This is a genomic window from Roseococcus sp. SDR, from assembly GCF_019083995.1.
Taxonomy (GTDB): Bacteria; Pseudomonadota; Alphaproteobacteria; order Acetobacterales; family Acetobacteraceae; genus Roseococcus.
In genome coordinates this window covers 233,722-254,660 of the sequence record NZ_JAHRCU010000003.1, presented here as the reverse complement: position 1 = coordinate 254,660, position 20,939 = coordinate 233,722, and the positions used below count along the sequence as shown (strand labels likewise).

General features: G+C 70.6%; 24 protein-coding genes. All 24 read right to left on the bottom strand.

What is annotated here, in order from left to right; genetic code table 11:
• Positions 1-2: 2 nt before the first annotated feature.
• The gene (locus tag KTR66_RS05315; RefSeq protein ID WP_213611138.1) at positions 3-1,493 is read right to left on the bottom strand and encodes a phage portal protein; all 1,491 of its coding nucleotides are present in this window, start codon (positions 1,491-1,493) and stop codon (positions 3-5) included.
• A complete protein-coding gene (locus KTR66_RS05310; RefSeq protein ID WP_213611345.1) occupies positions 1,493-1,729 on the bottom strand; it encodes a phage head-tail joining protein in 237 nt (78 codons plus the stop codon). Before KTR66_RS05310 ends, KTR66_RS05315 begins: the two co-directional genes overlap by 1 nt.
• Positions 1,729-3,189: a hypothetical protein gene (locus KTR66_RS05305; RefSeq protein ID WP_213611136.1), complete on the bottom strand. Its 1,461-nt coding sequence runs from the start codon at positions 3,187-3,189 to the stop codon at positions 1,729-1,731. The genes KTR66_RS05310 and KTR66_RS05305 overlap by 1 nt, the downstream gene beginning before the upstream one ends.
• A 98-nt stretch (positions 3,190-3,287) precedes the next feature.
• Positions 3,288-5,132 (bottom strand): phage terminase large subunit family protein, encoded by a 1,845-nt coding sequence (locus KTR66_RS05300; protein WP_371819033.1) that lies wholly within the window; start codon positions 5,130-5,132, stop codon positions 3,288-3,290.
• A 79-nt stretch (positions 5,133-5,211) separates the two neighbouring features.
• Positions 5,212-5,739 carry a hypothetical protein gene (locus KTR66_RS05295; RefSeq protein WP_213611132.1) on the bottom strand — a complete coding sequence of 176 codons (528 nt, stop codon included), beginning with the start codon at positions 5,737-5,739 and terminating at the stop codon, positions 5,212-5,214.
• A gap of 34 nt (positions 5,740-5,773) precedes the next feature.
• Entirely contained in the window at positions 5,774-6,061 is a 288-nt protein-coding gene (locus KTR66_RS05290) for a hypothetical protein (protein ID WP_213611130.1), read from the bottom strand.
• Positions 6,058-6,258 (bottom strand): hypothetical protein, encoded by a 201-nt coding sequence (locus KTR66_RS05285; protein ID WP_213611128.1) that lies wholly within the window; start codon positions 6,256-6,258, stop codon positions 6,058-6,060. The genes KTR66_RS05290 and KTR66_RS05285 overlap by 4 nt, the downstream gene beginning before the upstream one ends.
• A gap of 145 nt (positions 6,259-6,403) precedes the next feature.
• Positions 6,404-7,213, bottom strand: a complete 810-nt coding sequence (locus KTR66_RS05280) for a DUF3489 domain-containing protein (protein WP_249731847.1) — start codon at positions 7,211-7,213, stop codon at positions 6,404-6,406.
• A gap of 109 nt (positions 7,214-7,322) precedes the next feature.
• Entirely contained in the window at positions 7,323-7,691 is a 369-nt protein-coding gene (locus KTR66_RS05275; protein ID WP_249731846.1) for a hypothetical protein, read from the bottom strand.
• Positions 7,692-7,791: 100 nt separating this feature from the next.
• Positions 7,792-9,069 carry a site-specific DNA-methyltransferase gene (locus tag KTR66_RS05270; protein WP_213611126.1) on the bottom strand — a complete coding sequence of 426 codons (1,278 nt, stop codon included), beginning with the start codon at positions 9,067-9,069 and terminating at the stop codon, positions 7,792-7,794.
• A complete protein-coding gene (locus KTR66_RS05265) occupies positions 9,059-10,546 on the bottom strand; it encodes a site-specific DNA-methyltransferase (protein WP_213611125.1) in 1,488 nt (495 codons plus the stop codon). The genes KTR66_RS05270 and KTR66_RS05265 overlap by 11 nt, the downstream gene beginning before the upstream one ends.
• A 430-nt stretch (positions 10,547-10,976) precedes the next feature.
• Positions 10,977-11,531: a hypothetical protein gene (locus KTR66_RS05260; protein WP_027286241.1), complete on the bottom strand. Its 555-nt coding sequence runs from the start codon at positions 11,529-11,531 to the stop codon at positions 10,977-10,979.
• Positions 11,521-11,751, bottom strand: coding sequence for a hypothetical protein (locus tag KTR66_RS05255; protein ID WP_027286242.1), 231 nt, complete (start codon positions 11,749-11,751; stop codon positions 11,521-11,523). Before KTR66_RS05255 ends, KTR66_RS05260 begins: the two co-directional genes overlap by 11 nt.
• The gene (locus tag KTR66_RS05250) at positions 11,748-12,296 is read right to left on the bottom strand and encodes a crossover junction endodeoxyribonuclease RuvC (protein ID WP_027286243.1); all 549 of its coding nucleotides are present in this window, start codon (positions 12,294-12,296) and stop codon (positions 11,748-11,750) included. Before KTR66_RS05250 ends, KTR66_RS05255 begins: the two co-directional genes overlap by 4 nt.
• A gap of 410 nt (positions 12,297-12,706) precedes the next feature.
• Positions 12,707-15,052 carry an AAA family ATPase gene (locus KTR66_RS05245; protein ID WP_213611124.1) on the bottom strand — a complete coding sequence of 782 codons (2,346 nt, stop codon included), beginning with the start codon at positions 15,050-15,052 and terminating at the stop codon, positions 12,707-12,709.
• Positions 15,049-15,816 carry a hypothetical protein gene (locus KTR66_RS05240; RefSeq protein ID WP_213611122.1) on the bottom strand — a complete coding sequence of 256 codons (768 nt, stop codon included), beginning with the start codon at positions 15,814-15,816 and terminating at the stop codon, positions 15,049-15,051. Before KTR66_RS05240 ends, KTR66_RS05245 begins: the two co-directional genes overlap by 4 nt.
• Positions 15,816-16,025 carry a DUF6511 domain-containing protein gene (locus KTR66_RS24730; RefSeq protein ID WP_027286246.1) on the bottom strand — a complete coding sequence of 70 codons (210 nt, stop codon included), beginning with the start codon at positions 16,023-16,025 and terminating at the stop codon, positions 15,816-15,818. The genes KTR66_RS05240 and KTR66_RS24730 overlap by 1 nt, the downstream gene beginning before the upstream one ends.
• On the bottom strand, positions 16,018-16,194 hold the full coding sequence (locus KTR66_RS24725) for a hypothetical protein (protein ID WP_249731845.1): 177 nt from the start codon (positions 16,192-16,194) through the stop codon (positions 16,018-16,020). Before KTR66_RS24725 ends, KTR66_RS24730 begins: the two co-directional genes overlap by 8 nt.
• A complete protein-coding gene (locus KTR66_RS05230; RefSeq protein WP_213611120.1) occupies positions 16,191-17,867 on the bottom strand; it encodes a DEAD/DEAH box helicase in 1,677 nt (558 codons plus the stop codon). The genes KTR66_RS24725 and KTR66_RS05230 overlap by 4 nt, the downstream gene beginning before the upstream one ends.
• A 17-nt stretch (positions 17,868-17,884) precedes the next feature.
• Positions 17,885-18,517, bottom strand: a complete 633-nt coding sequence (locus tag KTR66_RS05225) for a hypothetical protein (protein WP_027286248.1) — start codon at positions 18,515-18,517, stop codon at positions 17,885-17,887.
• A gap of 16 nt (positions 18,518-18,533) precedes the next feature.
• The gene (locus tag KTR66_RS05220) at positions 18,534-19,409 is read right to left on the bottom strand and encodes an ATP-binding protein (protein ID WP_213611119.1); all 876 of its coding nucleotides are present in this window, start codon (positions 19,407-19,409) and stop codon (positions 18,534-18,536) included.
• Positions 19,409-19,951 (bottom strand): hypothetical protein, encoded by a 543-nt coding sequence (locus KTR66_RS05215; protein WP_213611118.1) that lies wholly within the window; start codon positions 19,949-19,951, stop codon positions 19,409-19,411. Before KTR66_RS05215 ends, KTR66_RS05220 begins: the two co-directional genes overlap by 1 nt.
• On the bottom strand, positions 19,951-20,301 hold the full coding sequence (locus KTR66_RS05210; RefSeq protein ID WP_249731844.1) for a hypothetical protein: 351 nt from the start codon (positions 20,299-20,301) through the stop codon (positions 19,951-19,953). Before KTR66_RS05210 ends, KTR66_RS05215 begins: the two co-directional genes overlap by 1 nt.
• 24 nt (positions 20,302-20,325) lie before the next feature.
• A complete protein-coding gene (locus tag KTR66_RS05205; protein WP_213611117.1) occupies positions 20,326-20,898 on the bottom strand; it encodes a sigma factor in 573 nt (190 codons plus the stop codon).
• Positions 20,899-20,939: the final 41 nt, after the last annotated feature.

Here is a 20,939-nt window from a genome sequence, read left to right as displayed (position 1 = left end):
GGTCAGCCCTGGGGTGCGGTGTCTCTGGGAGGCGATGCCGCGCCGGTGGCGGCGATCTCCACGGCGGCCATCTGGGCGGCGTCCTGCGCGGCGCCGGACTTCGCGACACGGCGCGGATCGGTGTCGAGCGACAGCCCCGCGTCGTCGAGCAGCGCGTTGGCCTCGCGGATCATCTCCACCGCAGCCCGGAAGTCGTAGCCGAAGGCACCGGCGGCCTCGGGCTGCGGCACAAAGCCTGCTCTCACCTGCGCGATCAGTGCCGTCGTGTCCTTGAGCGGGTCGATCATCTCGTGCGCCGGCGGGACGTGCGACACGCCGTCGGGCATGTCGACACCCCACAGCCCGAGCAGCGCGCCCTGTTGGTGGAAGCGGTCCGCGATGGGCCGGACCAGCATCGGGATCAGCATGCCGTACTGCACCTGCTCGCAGAGCCGCCGGAACTCGATCTTGCCGGCGCGCAGGCTGGAATAGTTCGCCTGGGTCAGATCGCCGGAGACCTGGTCGTAGGTCAGGCCGGCGCCGACCGACGCCGCCTCCAGCGCGCGCCGCGCGAAGGTCGTGTGCGAGCCGCCGCCGCTCGGATTCACCACCTCCACGCTGCCCATGCCGCGGCGGTAGAGGATCATGCCCGGCTCGAAGCTCTCGACCGTCCGGCCCTGCGCGTCGCGCAGCAGACCGGCGGCGGCGCCGGTCAGGGCCTCGTCGCCCTCCTCGGTGACGACGGCGGCGAGGCAGGCCTCGATCTTGGCTTTCATGAGCAGCGCGGCCTCGTAGTCGCCGAGGTCGCGCAGGCGGAGCAGCACCGGCGCGAGCCAGGAGACGTCGCGCAGCTGGCCTGGGCGGCGCTTGCGGTAGATGTGCAGGACGTCGGCGGCCGGGACGCGCTGACTGGACAGCCATGTGGCGCCGCCCGGCAGCAGCCAGGAGGCGCCGGGGTGGACGCGGTGCAGCCAGTAGCCGACCGGCTCACCGGCCTCTCCGAGCGCGATGCCTTGGATCGTCGGCACGCCCTCCATCATGCCCTGTGGCGCGGTGTCGAGGTGGTCGCTCTCCAGCACCTGCAGCCGGAGGCCGATGGGGTTGGACGGCGATGGCGCCGTCGGCAGGAAGCGCACGAAGCACTCCCCGCTCTCCACCACGGCGCGCATCACCAGCGCCTGCAGGCCGTAGAGATCGAGCCGTCCCTCGGCGTCGCAGGCCGTGCTCTCTGCCCAACGCTGCCAGGCACGGCCATGCGCATCGTCGGGCCAGCGCGTGGTGATGCCCGCGCCGACCGCGTTGCCGGTCCAGAGGTCGACGATGCGCGCGGCGTAGGGGTCGTTGCGCACGGCGTCACGTGCACGACGGGCGACGGTGGCCGCGGCCGCACCGACCTCCGCATTGGCCGACCCGCGCGAGGGCGCCCAGCCCGCGGAGGCGCGCGTGTCCTGCGCGGCGGCATAGCCGCGGATGACGTTCCAGGCGCCGACGATGCGCTGAGAGAGGTTCGGCATCACCCGGTTCCCCCGCGCGAGAAGCTGGCCAGCGTGCTGGAGGGGCGGCGGGATTGGGCCACCTCCGCCCCGCGCAGCACCGCCAGCGCCCGTCCAAGCTCATCGAGGCTGCGATACTCCACCGTCCGCCCCTCGAAGGAGACGCGGGTCGTGCCGCCCGCGTAGGCCGCCGCCAGCACCTGCGCTCGGCTCCCGGCCGGCTGCGCCAGCGCCCAGGCCAGCACCGCCGGGTCCATCACGCCATCGCCTCCTGGAACAAGAGCGACGCCGCCACATTCGCCGTCCCCGACAGCGACGTCGCCACCACCGTCAGCAGATCGGGCGTGTTGCCGAGCACGTTTGTCCCCAGCGGCTGCACATCGCGCAGATCGAAGGTCAGCACCCCCGTCCCGCCCGCCGGCGTGAAGGCCGCGTAGACGCGATCGCCGCCCGTGATCGCCGTGGCCGCCACATCCGTCTGGCTCAGGCTGTTCGGCGAGCCGCTCGCCGCCAGATCCGACCAGGCCACGCCGGTCAGCGCGCCGTTCAGAACCAGCTCGAAGGTCGCGCCCGCATCGGACGAGACGATGAGCTGGCGCGGCACCAGCTGCCCGCGGTTCACCAGCCCGATCTGAAAGGTGGTGCCGGCTGCCGGCGCCGGCGCGAAGGGCGACGCCGAGAGGGTGCGCGGATCGTCCACCGTCAACGTCGTGGTGGTGTTGCCGGTGATCCGCGCGAGCTGCCCCGCGCCGGTGCCGCCGGTCAGCAGCACATGCATCCCGCGCCACTGGTTTGCGATCCAACCGCTCGCGACCGAGAGGCTGTTGGCGCCGCCCGCCGTCGCCGTCCCCGAGAAGGCGATGGTGCCGAGCGGGCGCACCCGCGCCGAGAGGATGGGACGGCGCGTGGTCACGGCGACGCGCGCCGTGTTGGCGTGCGGGAAGGTGAAGCCCCGCTGCTCGTCGAGCCCGCCCTCCACGGCGACGGACACGCCCCAATGCCAGAAGTCGGCCGTGCCCGAGCCGGTGCGGCGCAGCTCGTAGCGACAGGGCAGATTGCCGGTGCGCGCCCAGGGCAGCACCGCCCCCGCGGCATTGGCATGGTCGAAGGCATGGCACCAGAGCAGCTTGCCGCCCACCACGAAGCCCAGCCGGCAGCGGCCGGCGCCATACCAGGCGTAGTCCAGCACCGCCATCTGTATGCGTGCTGGATCGAGCACGCGCCCCGACCGGCCGCGGCCATTCAGCGCATCGATGGACCAGGCGGCCTGGGCGACGCGGGTGTCGACGACGCCCGCTCCTGTGTTGGCGCGGCGCACGGCCCAGAGGCCCGTCGCGTCCTGCTCGAAGAACACGCCATTGTCGGCGTCGAACAGGCCGACGCGTCGGATCACGCCCGTGGCGGGGGCGCCGAACAGCACGGCGGCGGAGGCGGCGACGCCCTTGGAGGGCTGATAGCGGAAATAGGGCTTGGACTGGCGGATGGCGATGTCCGTGTTGGCCGCGACGCGCAGGCGCACGCCGCCCTCCATGGGCATGTGGGTGATGGCGCCGGTGCCGGCGGTGAAATTCTCCCAGCGCAGGGATTGCTGGCCGTACTCGAAATCGACGTCGTAGATATTCTGGGCGCGGGCGATCTTGAGGCGGCCGGCGGGGTCGAGGAAGGCGTCGGCGAAGGCCACCGGCGGGGCAGACCAGTCGGGGTCGGTGATGAGCATGCATGGTCTCCGCGAAGGGGTGCAGGCCGGGGAGTCGAACCCCGCCGGTCCCGGGAATGAGCCGGGCGCGGCCACCGGGCCTGCCTGCGATGAAGCGATCAGCGCAGCCAGCTGCTGCGAGGGGCGAGCCAAGTGGTGGGGCGCGTGGTGGTTGGCGCGGGAGATGCTGGTGATGGTGGCGGCGCCGCGGTTGCAGGCTCAGGCGCTGGTGACACCAGCGGCGCATCGGCGATCTGCTCGCGCAGCTGCGCCCAGAAGCGCTCGCCGTAGCGATCCGCGCCCAAGAGCCAGAGCGCCGCGCGGGCCAGCACGGCGCAGTCCAGCGCCTCATTGCGTTCGCGCAGCTTGGCCCATTCCTGCCGCGCGAAGCCGCGACGATCCTTGGTGGTACGCAGCTGCTCGGCGACCAGCTGCTTGACCCACTCGGCCTCGACGCCGCGCGGCAGATGCACCCAGCCGGGCGGGAACTCCTCGGCATCGCCACGGCCGAGCCAGAGCCGGCGATAGAGATCGGCCTTCCAGGTGGAGACCGAGACGGTCCAGAGCTTGAGGCCACGGCGGAGCTTGCGGCCATCGACCATCGCATCCACAGGCGTCGGGCCCTGCACGGGCTGCGCCCGGTTCCAGCCGTCCACGCCCTTGGTGGGCGCGATGCGCGGGTCCCGCAGCCGGCGGAGGTGGCCGTAGACCGCTGCGGTGTCCCGGCCGCCGGTGTCGACGCAGGCCTTGGCGATGCGAATGCTGCCGCCACCTGCACCAGGCCAGTCCCGCGCCAGCAGTGCTGCCAGTGCGTCCCACGGTTCCCGCTCGCGCGGATTGCCGGAGATCACCACGTGATCGACCAGCCAGGACGAGAACCCCTCCGCCCAACCCCAGACGTCGCATTCCAGGCGGTCGTCCTGCACGTCCACGCCGGCTGTCAGCACCAGCGCGCCGGCGGGCACCACGCCCATCCGGAAATCCTCGCGGCGCTCGACCAGGCGCTCCCAATCCGGCGCCTCGCCCTGCTCCTGCCAGGTCTCGCCGAGCACCGTGTTCTTGAAGGTCTTGATGTCCTCGGGCTTGCCCTGTGCGGCCTCCCAATCGCGAGCGATCTGCGCCCAGGAGAGCCAGCCCACCGGGGAGTACAGCGCCGAGATGTGGAAGCCGATGGTGTACGGATCCTGGCTCTCGGCGGTGGCTCGCCATTCGCCCGCGGCCAGCATCGCGGTCTTGTCGTGCTCGGCCATCGGGTGGTCGCAGGCCGTGCAGTGATACCGCGCTGTCTCCGGCGCACCCTTCTCCCAGAGCAACCGCTCGAAGCGCAGCCACTGCATCTCGCCGCATTCGGGACACGGCACGAAGAACCGGCGCTGGTCGGAGGCCAAATACTCCCGCTCGATGCGGCTGCGCCCGGCGATTGTGGGCGTCGAGACCAGGAAGGCCTTGCGGCGCCAGCCGAAGGTGCGGGCGCGAGCCTCGGCGAGCGCGATGGGATCACCCTCGCCGGCGACATCGCCGGGATAGGCATCCACCTCGTCCAAAAACAGGAAACGCGCCGTCATCGAGCGCAGCCCGACCGCGCTGTTGGCGCCCGTCAGCACCAGGATGCCGCCGGGGAACTCCTTCGACAGCATGGTGTTGCCGCTGTCGCGGGCTCGGGCCGGTGCGACGCGCTCTCGCAGCGCCGGTGTTTCCTCCAGCAGCGGGTCGATGCGCTGGCGTGAGAAGCGCTTGGCCAGTTCCACGGTGGGCTGCACCGCCAGCGCGGGTGCTGGCACATGGTGCATAATGTAGCCGAGCCAGTTGTTCCCGCTCTCGGTGGCGCCGACCTGCGCCCCTTTCATGAACACGACGCGGCGCGCCGGATGCACCGCCGACAGCGCGTCCATCACGTCCTTCAGGTAGGGCGTGCGGCTGGTCCGCCACGGGCCCGGCTCGGCCGAGGCCCGCGAGCCCAGCATGCGGTGCCGCTCCGCCCACTCCGACACTGTGAGCTGCGGCGGCGGTCGGAGCATCGCGCCGACGCGGCGGCGCACATGCTCACGGCTGCGGAGGCCGATCCCCTCCGAGGCCTGCGGGATCGAAGCGATCGGCGGCCTCCGTCAGCAGGTCGTTGATGTGCCCCTGGAGGATGGTCTGCAGCAGATGCGGGTCGACGCTGATCTCGGCGGCGATCAGGCCGGAGACACGCGCCGGCCAGTTCAGCAGCGCGTCGCGCATCGTGCTGCCGATCTCGTCCAGCGCGCCGTTGGCCTCGGTGACGTCGAGCAGGCGGCGCTTGGTCTCATCGAGCGCGAGTCGTTGCGCCTCCACCTTGAAGGCGAGCTGCGCAACCTTGAGGCGGGCGAAGGGCGTGCCGTCCCCAGCGTTGCCCGCACTGCCGCCGCGCACCAGCGGGGACCGCACAGGATCGGCGGTCTCCACCAGGCGACGACGGGTCTTGTCGATGTCCCACTGGCCATCGGGCTCGCGGGCGATGCGACTGGTCTGCTCGGCCTTGCGCAGTGCGGTCTCGGTGATGCCGATGCGACGTGCGGCCTCGCGGGTGGAAGGGGTCAGTTCGGGCACGGCGGCATCTCTCCCGCCGCGCGCGGGGTGTGGGTCAGGCAGCGCGCCGCGCGCGCTGGCGAGCTTGCTCGAAGGCAGCGACGGCCGCCGGCCAGTCCAGCGTCGTGTCGGCGCCAATGGTGCGCACGGGCGTGAGCGTCACGCGCGCACGGCCCCAGTAGGCTCCGTCCAGCGTGGCGATCCAGCCAGCGAGGCCCTGCCGCGCCAAGCCGTCGCTCGCCGTGGCGATCTCCTCGGCCGTAGGGGGCGCCGCCCGCCCCAGGCTCACGTGTCGGCCATCCTGAGCCAGCACGATCCAGCGGCGTTCCCCCCGGCCGCTCATCGCGCCCGTTCCGCTTGGCGGATCTGCTCCAGCAGCTCGCCAAGCCGGCGGCGCCAGTTGCCCGCGCCTTCGATGCAGTAGGCAGGGCCGTAGCTCCCGCTGCCGCCTTGCCGCGCGCTGCGCAGCCAGTGCGCGTGGCTCAGGCGGGCATGGTCGGCGAGGCCCTTGAGCTGCGTGATGGTGTCCGTCTGGTGCATCGTCCGTCTCCGTGCTGCGCGGCGGGATGGCTGCGCGTGACGGACGCTTCGCGCTGTGGTTCGGCACAGCCAACTCGAGAAAGCGCCGCGGATGCTGATGATCCGCGGCGCTCATGATGATGTACGGAGCTGTGGCTGCGCCGCGTCAGTCGGCGATGCGGTAGATGCTGTAGGAGCCGCGCGCGCCCTCCTTGTTCGGTCCGACCTGGCGGACCCGCTCCAGCACCTGGACCTCGATGCCCTGGCGCTTCTTGAGGCCCGCAAAGAACCCGCGGACGGTGTGCTGCTGCCAGCCAGTGGCCTCGCTGATCTGCGCGATGGTGGCACCCTCCGCGCGGCGGAGGAGCGCCAGCACCGTCTCCTGCTTGGTCCCCTCGCGCGCCTTCCGCGGCGCCGCCGGGTCGCGCGGCGTGCGTGCGGGCTTGCCGGCGAGGGCGGCGCGCAGCTGCTCGACCGCCTGGCCGATCGGGTTGTCGGTCGCGTCCTGCACGGGGCTGGCATCCCATGCGGCCAGGAAGGCCGTGGCGGCGTCACGCAGGCCGGCGCGCGGGGCGCGCGTGGTCGCCGCCCGGGGTGCAGTGGTGGCGTTATCCGCCGGCGCGGCGTCCTCCCCGCCCGTGGGCGCCGTGCGCGCGTCCTGCGCGGGTTCCTCCCGGTGGTGCTGCGTGGCGTCGTCCGCCGCCGTGCTGTCGTTCTCGTTCGGGTCGATGCCGATGGCGCGCAGCCCCTCGTCGGTGATGCGCGCCACGATCCAGGTGCCGTCCTCATCCTGGCGCCAGCCGAGCCCGACATGCTCCCGGGGCGCGTTGATCTCGGTGAGCAGGCTGGCCTTGATCATGCTGCGGAACACCGCGTTGCGGGCGGCGGCAGGGAGCGACTTTGGCGCGCGGGCCAGGCCCATCTCGTGCTGCGCGGCGGCGGTGAGGATCACGCGTTGGGTGTCGGAAAGCTTCATCGTCGGGGTCTCCGGTTCGGCACCCGATCAGTCGGGTGCTACCAGCCCGAGCCCCGCGGGGCGTCCCGGCGGGGCGGTGGCGGCGCCGCGTGGCGGCGGGCGCGGCGCGTCAGTCGTTGCGCGCGTCGTCGGCGGCGATGCCCTCGCTGATCACAAAGCCCGTCAGGTAGGGCAGCCCGGCAGGGATGCCGGTCTCGCGGCTGGTGCGGAGCCCGATCCGCCAGCCCATCCAGGTGGCGGTAGCGCGCGCGATGGCGTCGGGCAGGGTGGCGCCGGCGTGGAGGTGGTTGCTGACCTCGTCTGCGAAGTGGCGGCCGTGGCGGCTGTCGAGGAAGGCGCGCACCGAGTCCGGATCCGTGCCCGTCGCGTCCTGGATGACCGCGAAGGCGATCGGCCAGGCGGCCGCGGCGCGCTCGCCCATGGTGCCCCAAAAGCCCCAGGCCTCGTTCTTGGTGGGGAGGATGGTGGGGTTGGTCATCGTCGTCTCCGTCCTGGTGCCGGGGGCCATCCCCTGCGCGTGACGGACCATTCGCGCTGTGGTGCGCGGGAGCCAAGCGAGATGCAGCGTTATCTCATTGCTATGATTGGGCTTTCTCGATCATCAATCGAGCCGCGGACACATCGGCGAAGCTGCGATCCTCGCCGTCCAGCGTGGCGGTCTCGCCGGTCATTGCCTCCCAGCGCTGCAGCGTCACGTCGCAGTAGGCGGGGTCGATCTCCATCGCGAGGCACACGCGCCCGCTGGTCTCCGCCGCGATGATGGCGGTGCCGCTGCCGCAGAAGGGCTCGTATATCGCGTCCCCCGCCTCGCTGTTGTTCAGCATCGGTCGGCGCATGCACTCCACCGGCTTCTGCGTGCCATGCACCGTGGCGAGGTCCTCGGGGCCTGCGCCGATCGACCACAGCGTCGTCTGATCCCGCGCGCCCTGCCAATGGCCTGTCGCGCCCTTGCGGACGGCATAGAGGCAGGGCTCATGCTGCCAGTGATAGTCCCCGCGTCCGAGCACCAGCCGCGGCTTGGCCCAGACGATCTGGCTGCGCACGATGAAGCCCGCCGCCTCCAGGCTCTCGATGACCGTGCGGGCGTGCACGCCAGCGTGCCAGATGTAGGCGACATCACCAGGGAACAGCGCCCAGGCCGCGCGCCAGTCGGCGCGGTCGTCGTTGGCCACCTTGCCGGTGCGGATGGTGGTGGAGACGCCCGCGTCGTTGCGCCAGGAGGGGTCGTAGTTCACGCCGTAGGGAGGGTCCGTGACCATGAGGTGCGGCTGTGCGCCGGCGAGGAGGCGAGTGACGTCGGCGCTGCTGGTCGCGTCGCCGCAGAGCAGGCGGTGGCGACCGATGCGCCAGAGATCGCCGGGGCGCGTGACAGGGTTGGCGGGCGGCTCGGGCGCCGGTTCGTCCGGGTCGCCCTGCGCCGCAACTTCATCACGCGATGCGTCGAGGCTGGCGAGCAGCTGCTCCAGCGCATCGCCCGAGAAGCCAAGCACGTCGAGGTCCACGATGGCCTCGTCACGGATGCGGGCGATCTCCGCCGCCAGCAGCGCCTCGTCCCAGCCGGAGTTCAGCGCGATCTGGTTGTCGGCCAGCCGCAGGGCGCGAGCTTGAGCCTCGGTCAGGTGCGCCAGGCGGATGGCGGGCACCGCTGCCATGTCGAGGCGCTTCGCGGCCATGACGCGGCCATGGCCCGCGACCAACACGCCGGCGGCATCCACCAGCACCGGGTTCACGAAGCCGAATTCGGCGATGGAGGCGGCGATCTGCGCCACCTGGTCGGGCGAGTGCGTCCGGGCGTTCTCGGCGTAGGGAATGAGGGAGGCCAGCGGGACGGTGGCGACGGCGATGTCAGGCTGCATCGGCGACTGCCTCCCCGGCGCGCGCGGCGGCGACCGCGTCGTAGTCAGGGCCGATACCGTGCCCGCCATCGTCCAGGATCACCGGCAGTTCGGGATGCAGCATGCGCCAGCGGGCGATCGCGAGATCGACATAGGCCGGCGCGAGCTCGATCGCGCGCACGCGGCGCCCGGTCCGCTGGCCGGCGATGATGGACGTGCCGGCGCCAGCGAAGGGCTCGAACACGATGTCGCCGTCGTCGGCGTAGGCTCGCATCAGGAATTCGGGCAGCGCGACCGGGAACACCGCCGGGTGCTCTGTCTCGATCCCGCGCGCCTTGTGCCGGGTGATGCGCAGCACGCTGTCTGGGATCCGGGTTTCCTGCACGCCCTGGCCGGCATGCTGCCACTCCCCGACCGTCCCGTCCTTGGCGCGCAGCCCGCCCTTCTCGGAATTGACGTGCCCCGCCCAGCGGCAGGGGATGATCTTGTTTGGGCGGCGAGCCTCTCGATTGAAGTGGAAGAGCAGCTCGAAGGCGGGCGACAGCCGCCCGTTCCAGTCGCCGGGCAGGCCAGGCCCCTGGTCCCAGGCGTAAAGGCCGAAGCGGCGCCAGCCCTGCGCGCGCATCCAGTCCAGCCAGCCTGACCAATAGGGCTGCCATTCGTTGTCACGATGGATCAGCCCGAGGTTCACGAGCACCTGCGCGTCGCGCGCGAGCGCAATGTCGAGATGCTGGAACACGCCCTGCATCAACGCGTCCCAATCCAAGACGCCGCCGGTCGTATAGTCCCGCTGGTTGCCGTAGGGCGGGCTGGTGAAGAGCAGCGCCGCGCGCTCCGGCCCCATCACGCGGGCGATGGTGGACGAGTTGGTGCTGTCGCCGCAGGCGAGGCGGTGGTCGCCCATCCGCCAGATGTCGCCCACGCGCGCGACGGCCTGGCGCGGCGGATCCGGTTCGGCATCGGCCGGATCATCCTCCGCCGATACCTCGTCCGTCCCCGCCGCGCCGTCCCCGCCCCCCTGGACCGCGGGCGCCGACAGGGTCTCGGGCGCGTCGCCGTCGGACACGGCATCTCCAGCCGCCGCGAGGATGTCGTCGAGCTCCGCGGCCGAGAAGCCAAGCGTCGCGAGGTCGAGGTCCGGCGCCGCCTGCACCGCGGCGAGCGCGTCGCGCAGCAGCGCCTGATCCCAGGTCGCGTTCTCTGCGATGCGATTGTCGGCGAGGCGCAGCGCCTCCTTCTGCGCCGCGGACAGGTGCCGCAGGACGATCGTTGGCACCTTCTCGATGCCGAGCGCCACCGCGGCTTCGAGCCGGCCATGCCCGGCGATCAGCACGCCCGCCTCGTCGACCAGCAGCGGGTTGGTGAAGCCGAAGGCCAGCATGCTGGCCTTGATCTGCTCGATCTGCGCGGCGCCATGCACGCGCGCGTTGCCGGGATGCGCACGCAGCTCCGCCACCGGGCGCAGCAGGATCTTCGCTGCCATCCAGGGGAGCGTCATGGGGCCATCCGAGGTCTGGGGTGGGGGCCACGCGTCGGGCGTGGCGATGGTTCGCAGCTACGGCGCTGAAGTCACACGGAAAGGGTGCGAACCATGCAAACCGTGGGTGCGAATCGAGTGCGAACCACGACAGCCATGGTTCGCACTCAAGCGATTGAAATCACGGGCGAAGGGTGCGAACTGCGAACCTGTTTTTTGGCCTGGCGCTAGCGATGTTGCCCGCTTCCGCCCCCCGCATACAGCGGGGCCGGGAAGGAACCATCGGCTCGAGAGCCACTGTCTCGATCGAGCCGCAGCGTGGCTGTTCAGCCGCGGCGCTCTCGCACCTTCTCTACGTATCTTGCTTCTAGCCTTATCGATTTCGGAGCCGCTACGGGGTGAATTGTAACAGCGTGATCGGGGCGATGGTGACCGCCCCGATCATCCCGCGTCACGCCACCCTCGCTCGTGGCATCAGCCCGAAGTGCACAGCGAGAATACCGAGGGACCCGACCAGGATGCCCTGTCCGACTGGGCCGTGCACCGTTCGTCCGGCCCAACCCTGACGCATCGACCACTCGCGGACCGAGAACTCGAGACCGATGACAAACCACGCGCAGGAGCCGCATGGGCTGTCCTGCCCCCCGAGCGAATCGAGTGCCGCAGCGACGCGGTGTCGTGCCTCCACCTGCATGGTGGAGAGCGTGTCGACGCGCGAGCCAGGGATGCGCAGGAGCTGCGACGTCGACATGCTGTCGAAGCAGGCAGCGCGGAACAGCCCGCGGAAAATCTCACCCGCTTCGTGCATCTGCGCCGTGATGCTGCCACTGGCCAGCATCATGCCGAGCGTGTCTACGGCGCGGCGATGCTGCACGGGCGTGCCGGTTTCGGGATCGGCAGCGCGGATCGGACCCGAGAACGCGCCATGCTGCAGCCGCCACTTCGAGGGCTTCGCCAGGTCGTCCTGCTTCGCCTTCGATGCCTTGGTCTTGCGCTTACCGGCCATGGTGGTTCTCCCCGTCGCGGCACCCCCAGCGCCGATTGGCTTCGTTGGTGATGGCCTGACGCAGCCAGTCGTCCCTGATGTCGGCGACAGCCAGCGCGGCCACGCCGTGCCGATGCCAGGCGGCGGCGCGCATGGCGTTCACTTCGCTTTCGTTGGTCGGGCTGCGCGTGCCGCGGTCGAGGCAGGACCGGGGCGGCAGTGGTGCGCCGTGCATGCTCATGTGCGGCCTCCCGTGGGATCGGTGGCCCAGAGCAGAAGGGCAATGGCATCCGCCTCGTTGTCATCGGCCGGCGTGAAGCCGCGGGCCTGGATGGCCGCGACCATCTTCGCCTTATCGGCGTTGCCTTTGCCGGTGGCGTAGCGCTTGATGGTGCCGACCGGGACGCCCTCGTAGGGGATTTCGTGCTCCTCGCACCAGGCGCTCAGCATCCCGAGGAAGCCGCCGTAGATGTGCGCCGCATCGGTCCCGGCATGGGCGCGCACTTCCTCGAACACGATGCGTGCCACAGGGCCGGACAGTGCAGCGATCTCCGCCAGCCAGGCGCGGAAGCGAAGGAAGCGCATCCCGCCGCCCTCGAACCGGGTGGGACGGAAGATGATCGTGCCCGAGGTGATGCCGCCGTCCTGACCGCGCAGCGCCCAGCCGGTGGTGGTGCCGAGATCCAGGGCGAGCACGGCATGGTGCGCCAGGCTGATCGCGGGTGGGATGGCGATGGGCGGGCCGCTTGCATGGGCGGCGGGCATGGTGAGAGTCGCAACTGCCATGATGGTCTCCGATAGGGGGCGATCCTGGTGAGGGCGGCGACGGCGCGGTTCTTGGCGGAGCTCGCCGTCGCTGCCCGGCTTGCGGGGATGGTGCCCATCGGGGGGAGCCCGAGGCTGAACCTGACCGCTCCGGGTGCGGTGTGCGCGCGCCGCTGCGGCGCGCACGCACACCCCCCGTAGGGGGGTGGCATTTTGCGGAACTTGCGGAACTTGCCTAACCGATTGATCGGGCTGGATGTTTTGAAGTTCCGCAAGCCAGTTCCGCAAAGCCCGTTTGCGGAACTTGCGGAACTTGGCGAACCCATTGGAATGCTTGGGCAAATCGAGTTCCGCAGGGAAGTTCCGCAGCGCTGCGGAACTTGCGGAACTGCCAAGTTCCGCACGGTGCGGGGGCGTTCCGATCGGGCGGATCATGCCTCGACCTCCGGGTCGTTCAGCACCCAGACCTCGGGGTTTTCGACCGGCAGAACGGCGCTGTTGGTGTCGGACTGGAAGTGAGTGGGGAGCAGGCGAACCAGCCTGGGCGTGATTTCGCCGGTCTCGGGATCCATCGTCTCCTCGCCCGTCGCGAAGAGCATGTCCTGCACCAGCAGATAGCCCTTTGAGGATTTGCTGGCAGGAATGCCATGCTCCGGGGCCGCGCGCAGGAACTTGATGTAGCCCTTGTTGGCGAGGACGTTGATGCGGCGCGAGATGGTGTCGTTGCCACCCAGACCGTGGGTGTTCTCGAACTGCGCCGCGAAGGCGCCGCCCGTGAACACGCGCCCTTCGCGGGCCTCCTGCGCGATGATCTGGAGGATGACGTCGTGGCGACGGCTGCGCTCGGCATCAAGGCGGGCGCCGACGTCACGCCGCACGATGCGCTCGCCTTTGCGGTCGAGTTCCACCCAGGCGCCGCCGCGCTTGTCGATGAGGAGCGGGTTGAGGCCGGGCCCGTTGCGCAGCTCGACATGCAGCTCGCGCGGCGTCTCCTCCTCGTCAGGGCGGAAGAGGATCATGCCGGAGGTGTAGAAGCCGCGGAGCGCGGAGGCGCCGGAGAGCGACAGGAAGGGATCGTCCTTCACCTGCTTCTTGCTGAGCTTCTTCGTGTGGTGCGCGAGGATGATGCCCGCCTCGGGTGCCACCTCGTCGCGCAGCGCCTCGACGCGGCTCTGCAGGAAGAACAGCATCGCCGCGTTGTCGTTCTCGCCCTCACCGCCGGGGCCGCCATCGAAGAGGTTGCGGATCGGGTCGATGCAGATCACGTCCGGCGGCGCGTCGGGAAAGGCCTGGCGGATGGCGGCAGCCACCAGCGGCACGCCGCGCTCGTCGAGCAGCATCCGGAGCTTCGGCGTGACGACGAGGGTGTCGCGCGCGCGGGCAGCGACGGCGCGGTCGAGGCGCAGCTGCTGCAGGCGCTCGCGCAGGTAGTGGTACTGGATCTCGGCCTGGAGATAGAACACCCGCAGCGGCCGCGGCGCCGTGAAGCGCAGGAACGGCGCGCCGGCGGCGGCGTGCACCAGCAAGCTGATGAGGAAGTCGGATTTACCGACCTTCGGCGCGCCGCCCAGCACCAGCATCCCACCCGGGGTAAGCAGGCGAGGGCCGATGAGGTCGTCGGGCATTGGCGATCTGTCGTCGAGCAGCGCGCCGAGCGTGTGGGCGGGCACGGCTGCTGGTAGTGCGGCGTCGGCGCGCAGCAGCGGCGGCCCGTTGCGATCGACATGCAGCGCCCAGATCGCGTCGGCCTCTGCTTTCAGGCGGTCCAGCGGCCAGGCCGGGCGGAGGCAGGCGGCGTTGTACTGGCAGATCGCCTCCCAACCCTCGTCGCCGGTGATTCGGCCCTCGTGGACCATACGGACGAAGTGACCGATGGCCGCGCTGGCGCCCTGGAAGCGTGTCCAGGCGTCCTGAGCGCCTTCCCGCACTGGCGTGGTCAGGACCGCATCGAGACCGGGACGGTTGGCGCTATGGGCGGGCGCCTCCAGGCCCGGCATGCTGGGCATGGCCGCCACCGCCGCGGCGAAGTCGGGGAGCTCCACCTCGACCCTGGGACGATGCTCCCGAATCGTGACGCGCCGCTGGACGCCCTGCTTCTGGTGGACAGTGCCGGGCACGCGGATCGGCTGGTGGGCCGATCGGAAGTGCAGGTCACCACTGACCTTCTCTGCAATCTCGCCGCGCAGCGCGCAGACCCGCACCAGGTCCGCCCCCTCGGCTGGTTCGGTGAGCCGCCACCAGACATGCAGCTTGGCGACGCCCTCGGCGGTGCGGCCGCCGCTTTCGACCAGCAGGGTGGGGGCGCCGAGGTGCTGGACGAGATGCGTCAGCTTGGCGGTGATGTCGCCGGCATCGAGATCGACCACCACCGTCTGCATCTGCAGCACATGCTCGGCGCGGGCTTGGCCCTGCTCGGCGACGGTGCCGGGGATGACATAGACGGCGCTGCCTTCGCGCGCGGCCCAGGTGGCATAGGCGCTGAGGGATGCGGCGGCGTGCCGATCGGCAGGGACCCAGATGTTGTGCGGCTTGGTGTCGAGCCCCTGGCCTTGGTCGATGAAGCCGCGGACCGGAATCAGCCCGTCGCAATAGCCGAACACCACGTCCAGGAAGGCGGCGATCTGCTCGATGTCCGGCGCGATGGATCCAACGGCCGCCGGCATCGGCTGCCCTGCACCGGGAGGTCGATCAAGGGCGGTCTGCTCAGCGCCGGGAAGCTCGCTCGCGCTATCCTCCGGCAGTGGCGCGGCATCGTTGAAGTCGCCCCAAGCCGTCATGCAGGCAGCGCCCAGCAGCGCTTGGACCAGGGGCAGAAGCGGCACTCGAAGTGATCGGCCTGGGCGGCAACGCGGGGCAGCAATTCGCCGGCATCCGTCGCGGCCAGGATGCGCACCGCCCGATCCGACATGCGCTGCGCCAGCTCCGCGTTGAACGGCACCAGCTCGTGGTGCAGCTCCGCCGTGTCCTTGTTGATGGCGGTGAACAGCGCCGGGTTGTCCGCTACCCCCGGCACCGCGGCATCCATGTAGGCCTGGTAGACCGCGATCTGCGCCGCATAGATCGACTTGGCCACGGCGACGCCCTTGCTGGACGTCTCGCGCCAGGCCTTGGCATTCATGGTCTTGCATTCCCACAGCGCCGGGAACGCCATGCCGGGGATGGTCGGGCCGCCGGCGAAGACGCCATCGACATGGCCGCGGATGCGACCGCCCGCGACGGAGAAGCCGAACTGCTCGCCATGCTCGCCACCGCCGCGGCGGGTATAGAGATCGAAGCCGGCGGCGCGCAGCCAGGCGACGGCCGCATCCTCCAGCGCGTGGCCGATCCCGAAGATGCGGAGCAGCCGGCCATCGAAGTCGGCGCCCTCATCCTTCGGGGCCTTCACGAACTCGAATTGCAGCGCCCGCTCGCAGGCATGGCCGAGGCGAGAGCCGCCTAGGTAGCTGCGCGGCGGTGTCGCCTGGTTGGCCGTGACCAGCGCCGCGTCGATGGCGGCATTGACGTGCGCGGATGTCTGGCTGCGGCTGTTGAAGTCGAGCATCACAAGGGCACCTCCGCCGCCGCGTCCTGCCGGGCGATCGCCTGCATCGCCTCCTGGAAGCCGCCGACAGCGACCTCGATCAGGGTCAGCACCTGCGCCTCGCTTAGCTCCTGGAAGCGGGTGCCCCAGCCGATCTCGGCCATCGTCTCCGCGACGCGGCGCATGGCGGCGCGCATCGCGGCCTTCTCCTGCTCGGTGAGGTCAACCATGGCGGACGACCTCCCAGCCAAGCGCGACCAGAAGCCCTGGCAGGCGATGCAGCAGAAGGAGACCGATGGCCGTGGCTTCTTCCGCGGCGCCGGGTCGAACCAGCCAAAGCCACGCGCCGGGCGGGAGCAGACGGCGCAGGGCGGTTCCGGGGAGCGTGCCATCGATCATGCGGCCTGCCCCAGCGCCGCGGGCTGGGCGCTGCGCACGAGATGCTGGATGGCGTGGCGGTTGAACTTGAAGGTGAGCAGCGCCGAGGCCTGGTACCGGGTCATGCCGAGATCGGCCCGTGCGGCCGGGGGCAGATGGATCAGCTGGCGTTCCGTCGGCGGCTCGCGCAGCCAGCGCCGGCTCTTGTGGGCGCTCTCGTCCGTCTCGTAGGTGTTCAGCCAGTCGTCCGCCGCGGCCAGCGCCACCAGTCGCTCGCCGATGGACAGCAGGCGCGGCCGCTCCTCCTTGGCGCCGCCGACCGCGTGCCAGGCGCCGTTCAGGAAGAAGATGCCCGCCCAGCCGTTGAAGCCATTGGCCAGCAGTGCGGCGTCATCGCCGAACAGGTCGCACCACTGGAAGGCAGAACGCCGGAGGAGATCGATCTCCGTCATGATGAAGTCGGTGAGCGGCGCCGTCTCGCGCCCGCGGGGCTCGAAGGCGTGGCCGCAGATTGGGCACTCCATCACCGCGATCGGCACTTCGGCCTCGCAGGAGGGGCAGGTCTTGGTGGGCGGCTCGCCCTCGCCGGGCTGGCTGTCGAGATCGACGTCCTGCTCCAGGCAGCCATGGATCTGCGAGGAGGTGCCGAAGTCGAGCACGATGCAGTCGCGCTTGACGATGCCGGGATGCTCGACCGGATCCACGGTGCGCAGCCCGCGGCCGACCATCTGGATCATCGTGCACTTGAACGAACTCGGCCGCAGCAGCACGACGCAGGAGGTGGGCGGGTGGTCCCAGCCCTCCGTCAGCACCGCGACATTCACGACGATGCGCGCCTCGCCGCGGGCATAGGCGGCCAGGACGGAGCGCCGCTCGCTCTCCGGCATGTCGCCGGTGACCATGACGGTGGGGACGCCGGCAGTGTTGAAGGCCGCGGCGACGTGCTCGGCATGCGCAACCGTGGAGCAGAAGGCCACCGTCTGGCGGCCGCCGGCCTTCTCCTGCCAGTGCTTCACCACGGCATCAGTGACCGGCACCGTGTCCATGACGCGGGCGACCTCGCCCATGTCGAAATCGTCGCCGTTGCGACGCACAGCCCGGAGCTCATCCTGGACGCCGACATCGATGATGAAGGTGCGGGGCGGCACGAGATGGCCGGAGGCGATCAGTTCGCCGAGCCGGATCTGGTCCGCGACGTTCGAGAACACCTGGCGCAGCCCGACCTTGTCGCCGCGGTTCGGCGTGGCGGTGACGCCGTAGATCCGGCAGTCGGGGTTGCGATCCAAGGCGCGATCGATGATGCGGCGATAGCTGTCCGCGACGGCGTGATGCGCCTCGTCGATCACCAGCAGGTCTAGCGCCGGCATCGCCTCCAGGTTTGCCGCGCGCGTCAGCGTGGGCACCATGGCGAAGGTGACCTGGCCGCCCCAGGACTTCTGGCCGGCATCCACCACCGAGGTGGAGAGGCCGGGGTTCACGCGGCGGAACTTCGCCAGGTTCTGCGCCGTCAGTTCGTCCCGATGGGCGAGGACCGCGGCCTTGGCGGCGCTGCCGCCGACATGCTCGCCCACCGCCGCCGACAGCATGATCGTCTTGCCGGCGCCGGTGGGGGCGACGCCGAGGGTGTTGCCGTGTTCGCCGAGCGCACGAAGGCTGCGCTCGACGAAGAGTTTCTGGCGGGGGCGGAGCATCATGCTGGTGCGGCCCTACCTCAGCGCGCCCAGGCGGGACGCGGGTCGGCGCCGGTGGCGGCGGGCTGGGCGGCCGGGAAGGCGCCCTGGGGGATGGCCGGCGTGGCGGGCGGCGCGTAGGCCTGGGCTGGCTGCGCATAACCCGCCGGCGCCACATGCCGCCCCATCAGCTGGGCGTAGTCCCGATGGTCCGGCGTCACCGCCATGCGGATCTCGTTCTTGGTCTCGCCGCCGGCGTCGGTGCCGTGCTCGATCTTCGCCACGAACTCGAGGCCATCGAGGTCCGCGAAGCCACCGATGCGGCGCGCCGCCTGCGCCTGGGGCGAGACATCCTTGTCGGAGATGCCGCGCGCGGAGTTCAGCATCCCGCGCAGGAAGCTGCGGCCCATCCCCGCCCATTCCGGCCCCTTCGGACTGTAGAGGCCGATCAGCGTGAAGATCTTCCGCTTGGCGTAGGGCCCCTCCAGCACGGTGAACTCGCCATTGAGATAGACGGCGCCGGTGCTGCCGCGCGTCGCGTAGCCGCCGGTCCAGCCCTGGCTCGGATCGTCGAAGCCACCGGGGCGGATGGTGAGGCGGACCTTCGCCAGCGTCCCCTTGGGGATCAGGTTCGGGTTGGACTGGGCGTCGTTGTAGTCGTTCCAGGCAGCCATGGTGCTTCTGCTCCGATCAGGTGTTGGGGGTAGGGACGGGCGGCGTGATCGACGGCGCGCCGTGCGCGGCGATCGGCGGCGATGGGCTGCGGATCTTCTGGAAGAGCTGCCCGAGATGCGGCGGCTCCAGCATGTCGAGCCGGCCGCTACGATCCTTCGCGGGGTAGCCCCAGGGGTTCAGCGTCTGGCAGACCAGACCGCGGAAGGATGCGAGCGCAGGCTGGCCGGGAGCGGCGTCCGGCTTGATCTCCGCCAGCGTCATCACCTGGTCGACGATGCCGGGCAGCTCGAGGCCGGTCTTGCTGCCGTCGATCTGCGGCACGAAGACGCGGCGATTGAAGTCGTCGAGCTTCTCGTCAAGGATTCCGACGAAGATCACGTTGCGCCCACGCGCATGCTGCAGATGCGTGAGCCAGGCGATCATCTCGCGGCCATGCAAGCCATAGGCGCCGCGGATGTCCGGCTTGCCGGTCTTCTCCGAATGCGCCTCGGGCTGACCGCGGCACCACTGGAAGCAGAGCCGGCCGGCGACCGTGATGCTGTCCACGAAGATGGTGGCGAAGCCGTCCATGCGCGCCGGATCGCCATAGGCCTGCAGGACGCGTGCAAACTGCGCGGCGGAATAGGGCTGGTCATCGCGCAGTGCGGGGTTGGGGCCGGCGAGGAACAGCGCGAGGTCTCGGCATTCCTCCCAGGTGCGCGGGCGGATCGACGCGCCACGCCAGTGCTGCACAGCGAGATCGCCCGCCTCCAGGTCGATGAAGAGCGTGCTGCCCTCGTCGAGTGTCAGCAGGAGGTAGGTCTTGCCGATGCCGCTCTTGCCGAAGATCACGGCCTTGATGCCGCGCGCCTCAGCCTGCCGCTCGTCGGCGGTGATGATGCGCAGCGCCATCAGCGGCCTCCCCGCAGCGGGATGACGCCGGCGCCATGCGGGCTGTCGCGCAGCGCCGTCTCGGACATGATGGCGAGGCGATAGGTGGCGCGGCCGGTGCGGACCGTGCGTGCCGGCTCGAAGGCCTGGCGGATGCGATCGGGCCAGGCGGTGTAGGCCCGCTCGGAGACCTTGAAGCTGACCTCGACGTACTGGCCCGGATCCTCGCCGCCGGCGCGGATCTGCTCCGCCAGTGCGGCGAGCCGCGCCTGGTCCCATTCCACCTTCTTCGGCAGGTCGACCGCGATCTCCACGGTGCCGTCCTGAAAGCGGACCGTGCCGGTATCCTTGCCGGCGGCGGCACGGGCGCCGATGGCGCGCTGCTCGTAGCGGAGCGCGATCGCGGCCTCGATCCAGTCCTGCATGCGCTTGGCGGCGTCCAGCGCCTCGCGCGCATCGGTCTGCAGCAGCGCCAGATGCTCGGCGGGCAGCGCGATGACATCGCTCACCGGCATGTGGCGCAGCGCGTCGAGGGTGGGGCGGTTGATGCGGAGCGCGTCCATCACGCGGCCTCCGCGAGCAGCAGCGGCAGGATGGCGGAGGCGGCGCGACGCGGGCGGCGGCGGGCGACGAGGATGTAGGCGTAGTCCTCATAGCCGTGGCGGCGCTGGACGATGTCGGCGAGGCCGAGTTCAGCCAGCTTCCAGGCACGGGCCGCCAGGCGCTGGAGCGCGGTGCGCTCGTTCTCGGGCAGGCACTGCAACTGCGGGCAGACCTGCCGGGCGAGCGCGCCACGGTGGTAGGTGATGCTGTCGCCAGGCGCCGCGGCGCCCAGCCAGGTGCAGAGCGACGCCTCGGTGAGGGGCGCTGCCACCGCGCGAATGTCGGGGATGTTGGTGTCCATGACAGCCATTACTCATCCACCTCCAAATCCGTATCAGGCGGCGGAGGGGATGCCGGCGGCGAGCAGCCGCAGGCGGATTTCCCGGATGCGGCGATAGATGCGCATGCGCGGCATCGTCTTCTGCTCGCCGAACTCGTGCGGCGTGTGCTCGCTGAGCGCTGCGCAGAGCGGGTAGTCCTCGGGGGCGATTGCGCCGGCCGCGCGCTCCAGGTCGAGGCGGCGTTCCAGCGCGCCGATGGCGTCGGTGGACTGGCCGCACCACGCGCCGTATCCATCCGCCTCCGCGATGGTGTCGCCCAGCGTCAGGCCTTCGGTGTTGGGAACGGCATCGTCGAGGGAGCGCGGATGGCGGGCCGCGCGCTGGCGACGGGCTTTGCCGGCGATCAGTGCGGCAGCATTCCGGATGCAGACCCGAGCGAAGGCGCCGAACTCGCCCTTCGCGGGGTCGTAGGCAGGAAGACGGGTCAGAAGATCGACAAGAAGATCCTGGCGGAAGTCTTCGCGATCCTCAGGCGGCAGGCCGAGGCTGCGGCACAGGGCCGAGGCTGCAACGCCGGCGAGATGGTGGGCCGGAGCGAGGTCGGGGAGATTGGGGTGGGAAGCCATCGGTGGTCCTTTCCATCGAGTTGATGGGCGGACCGTGCCGT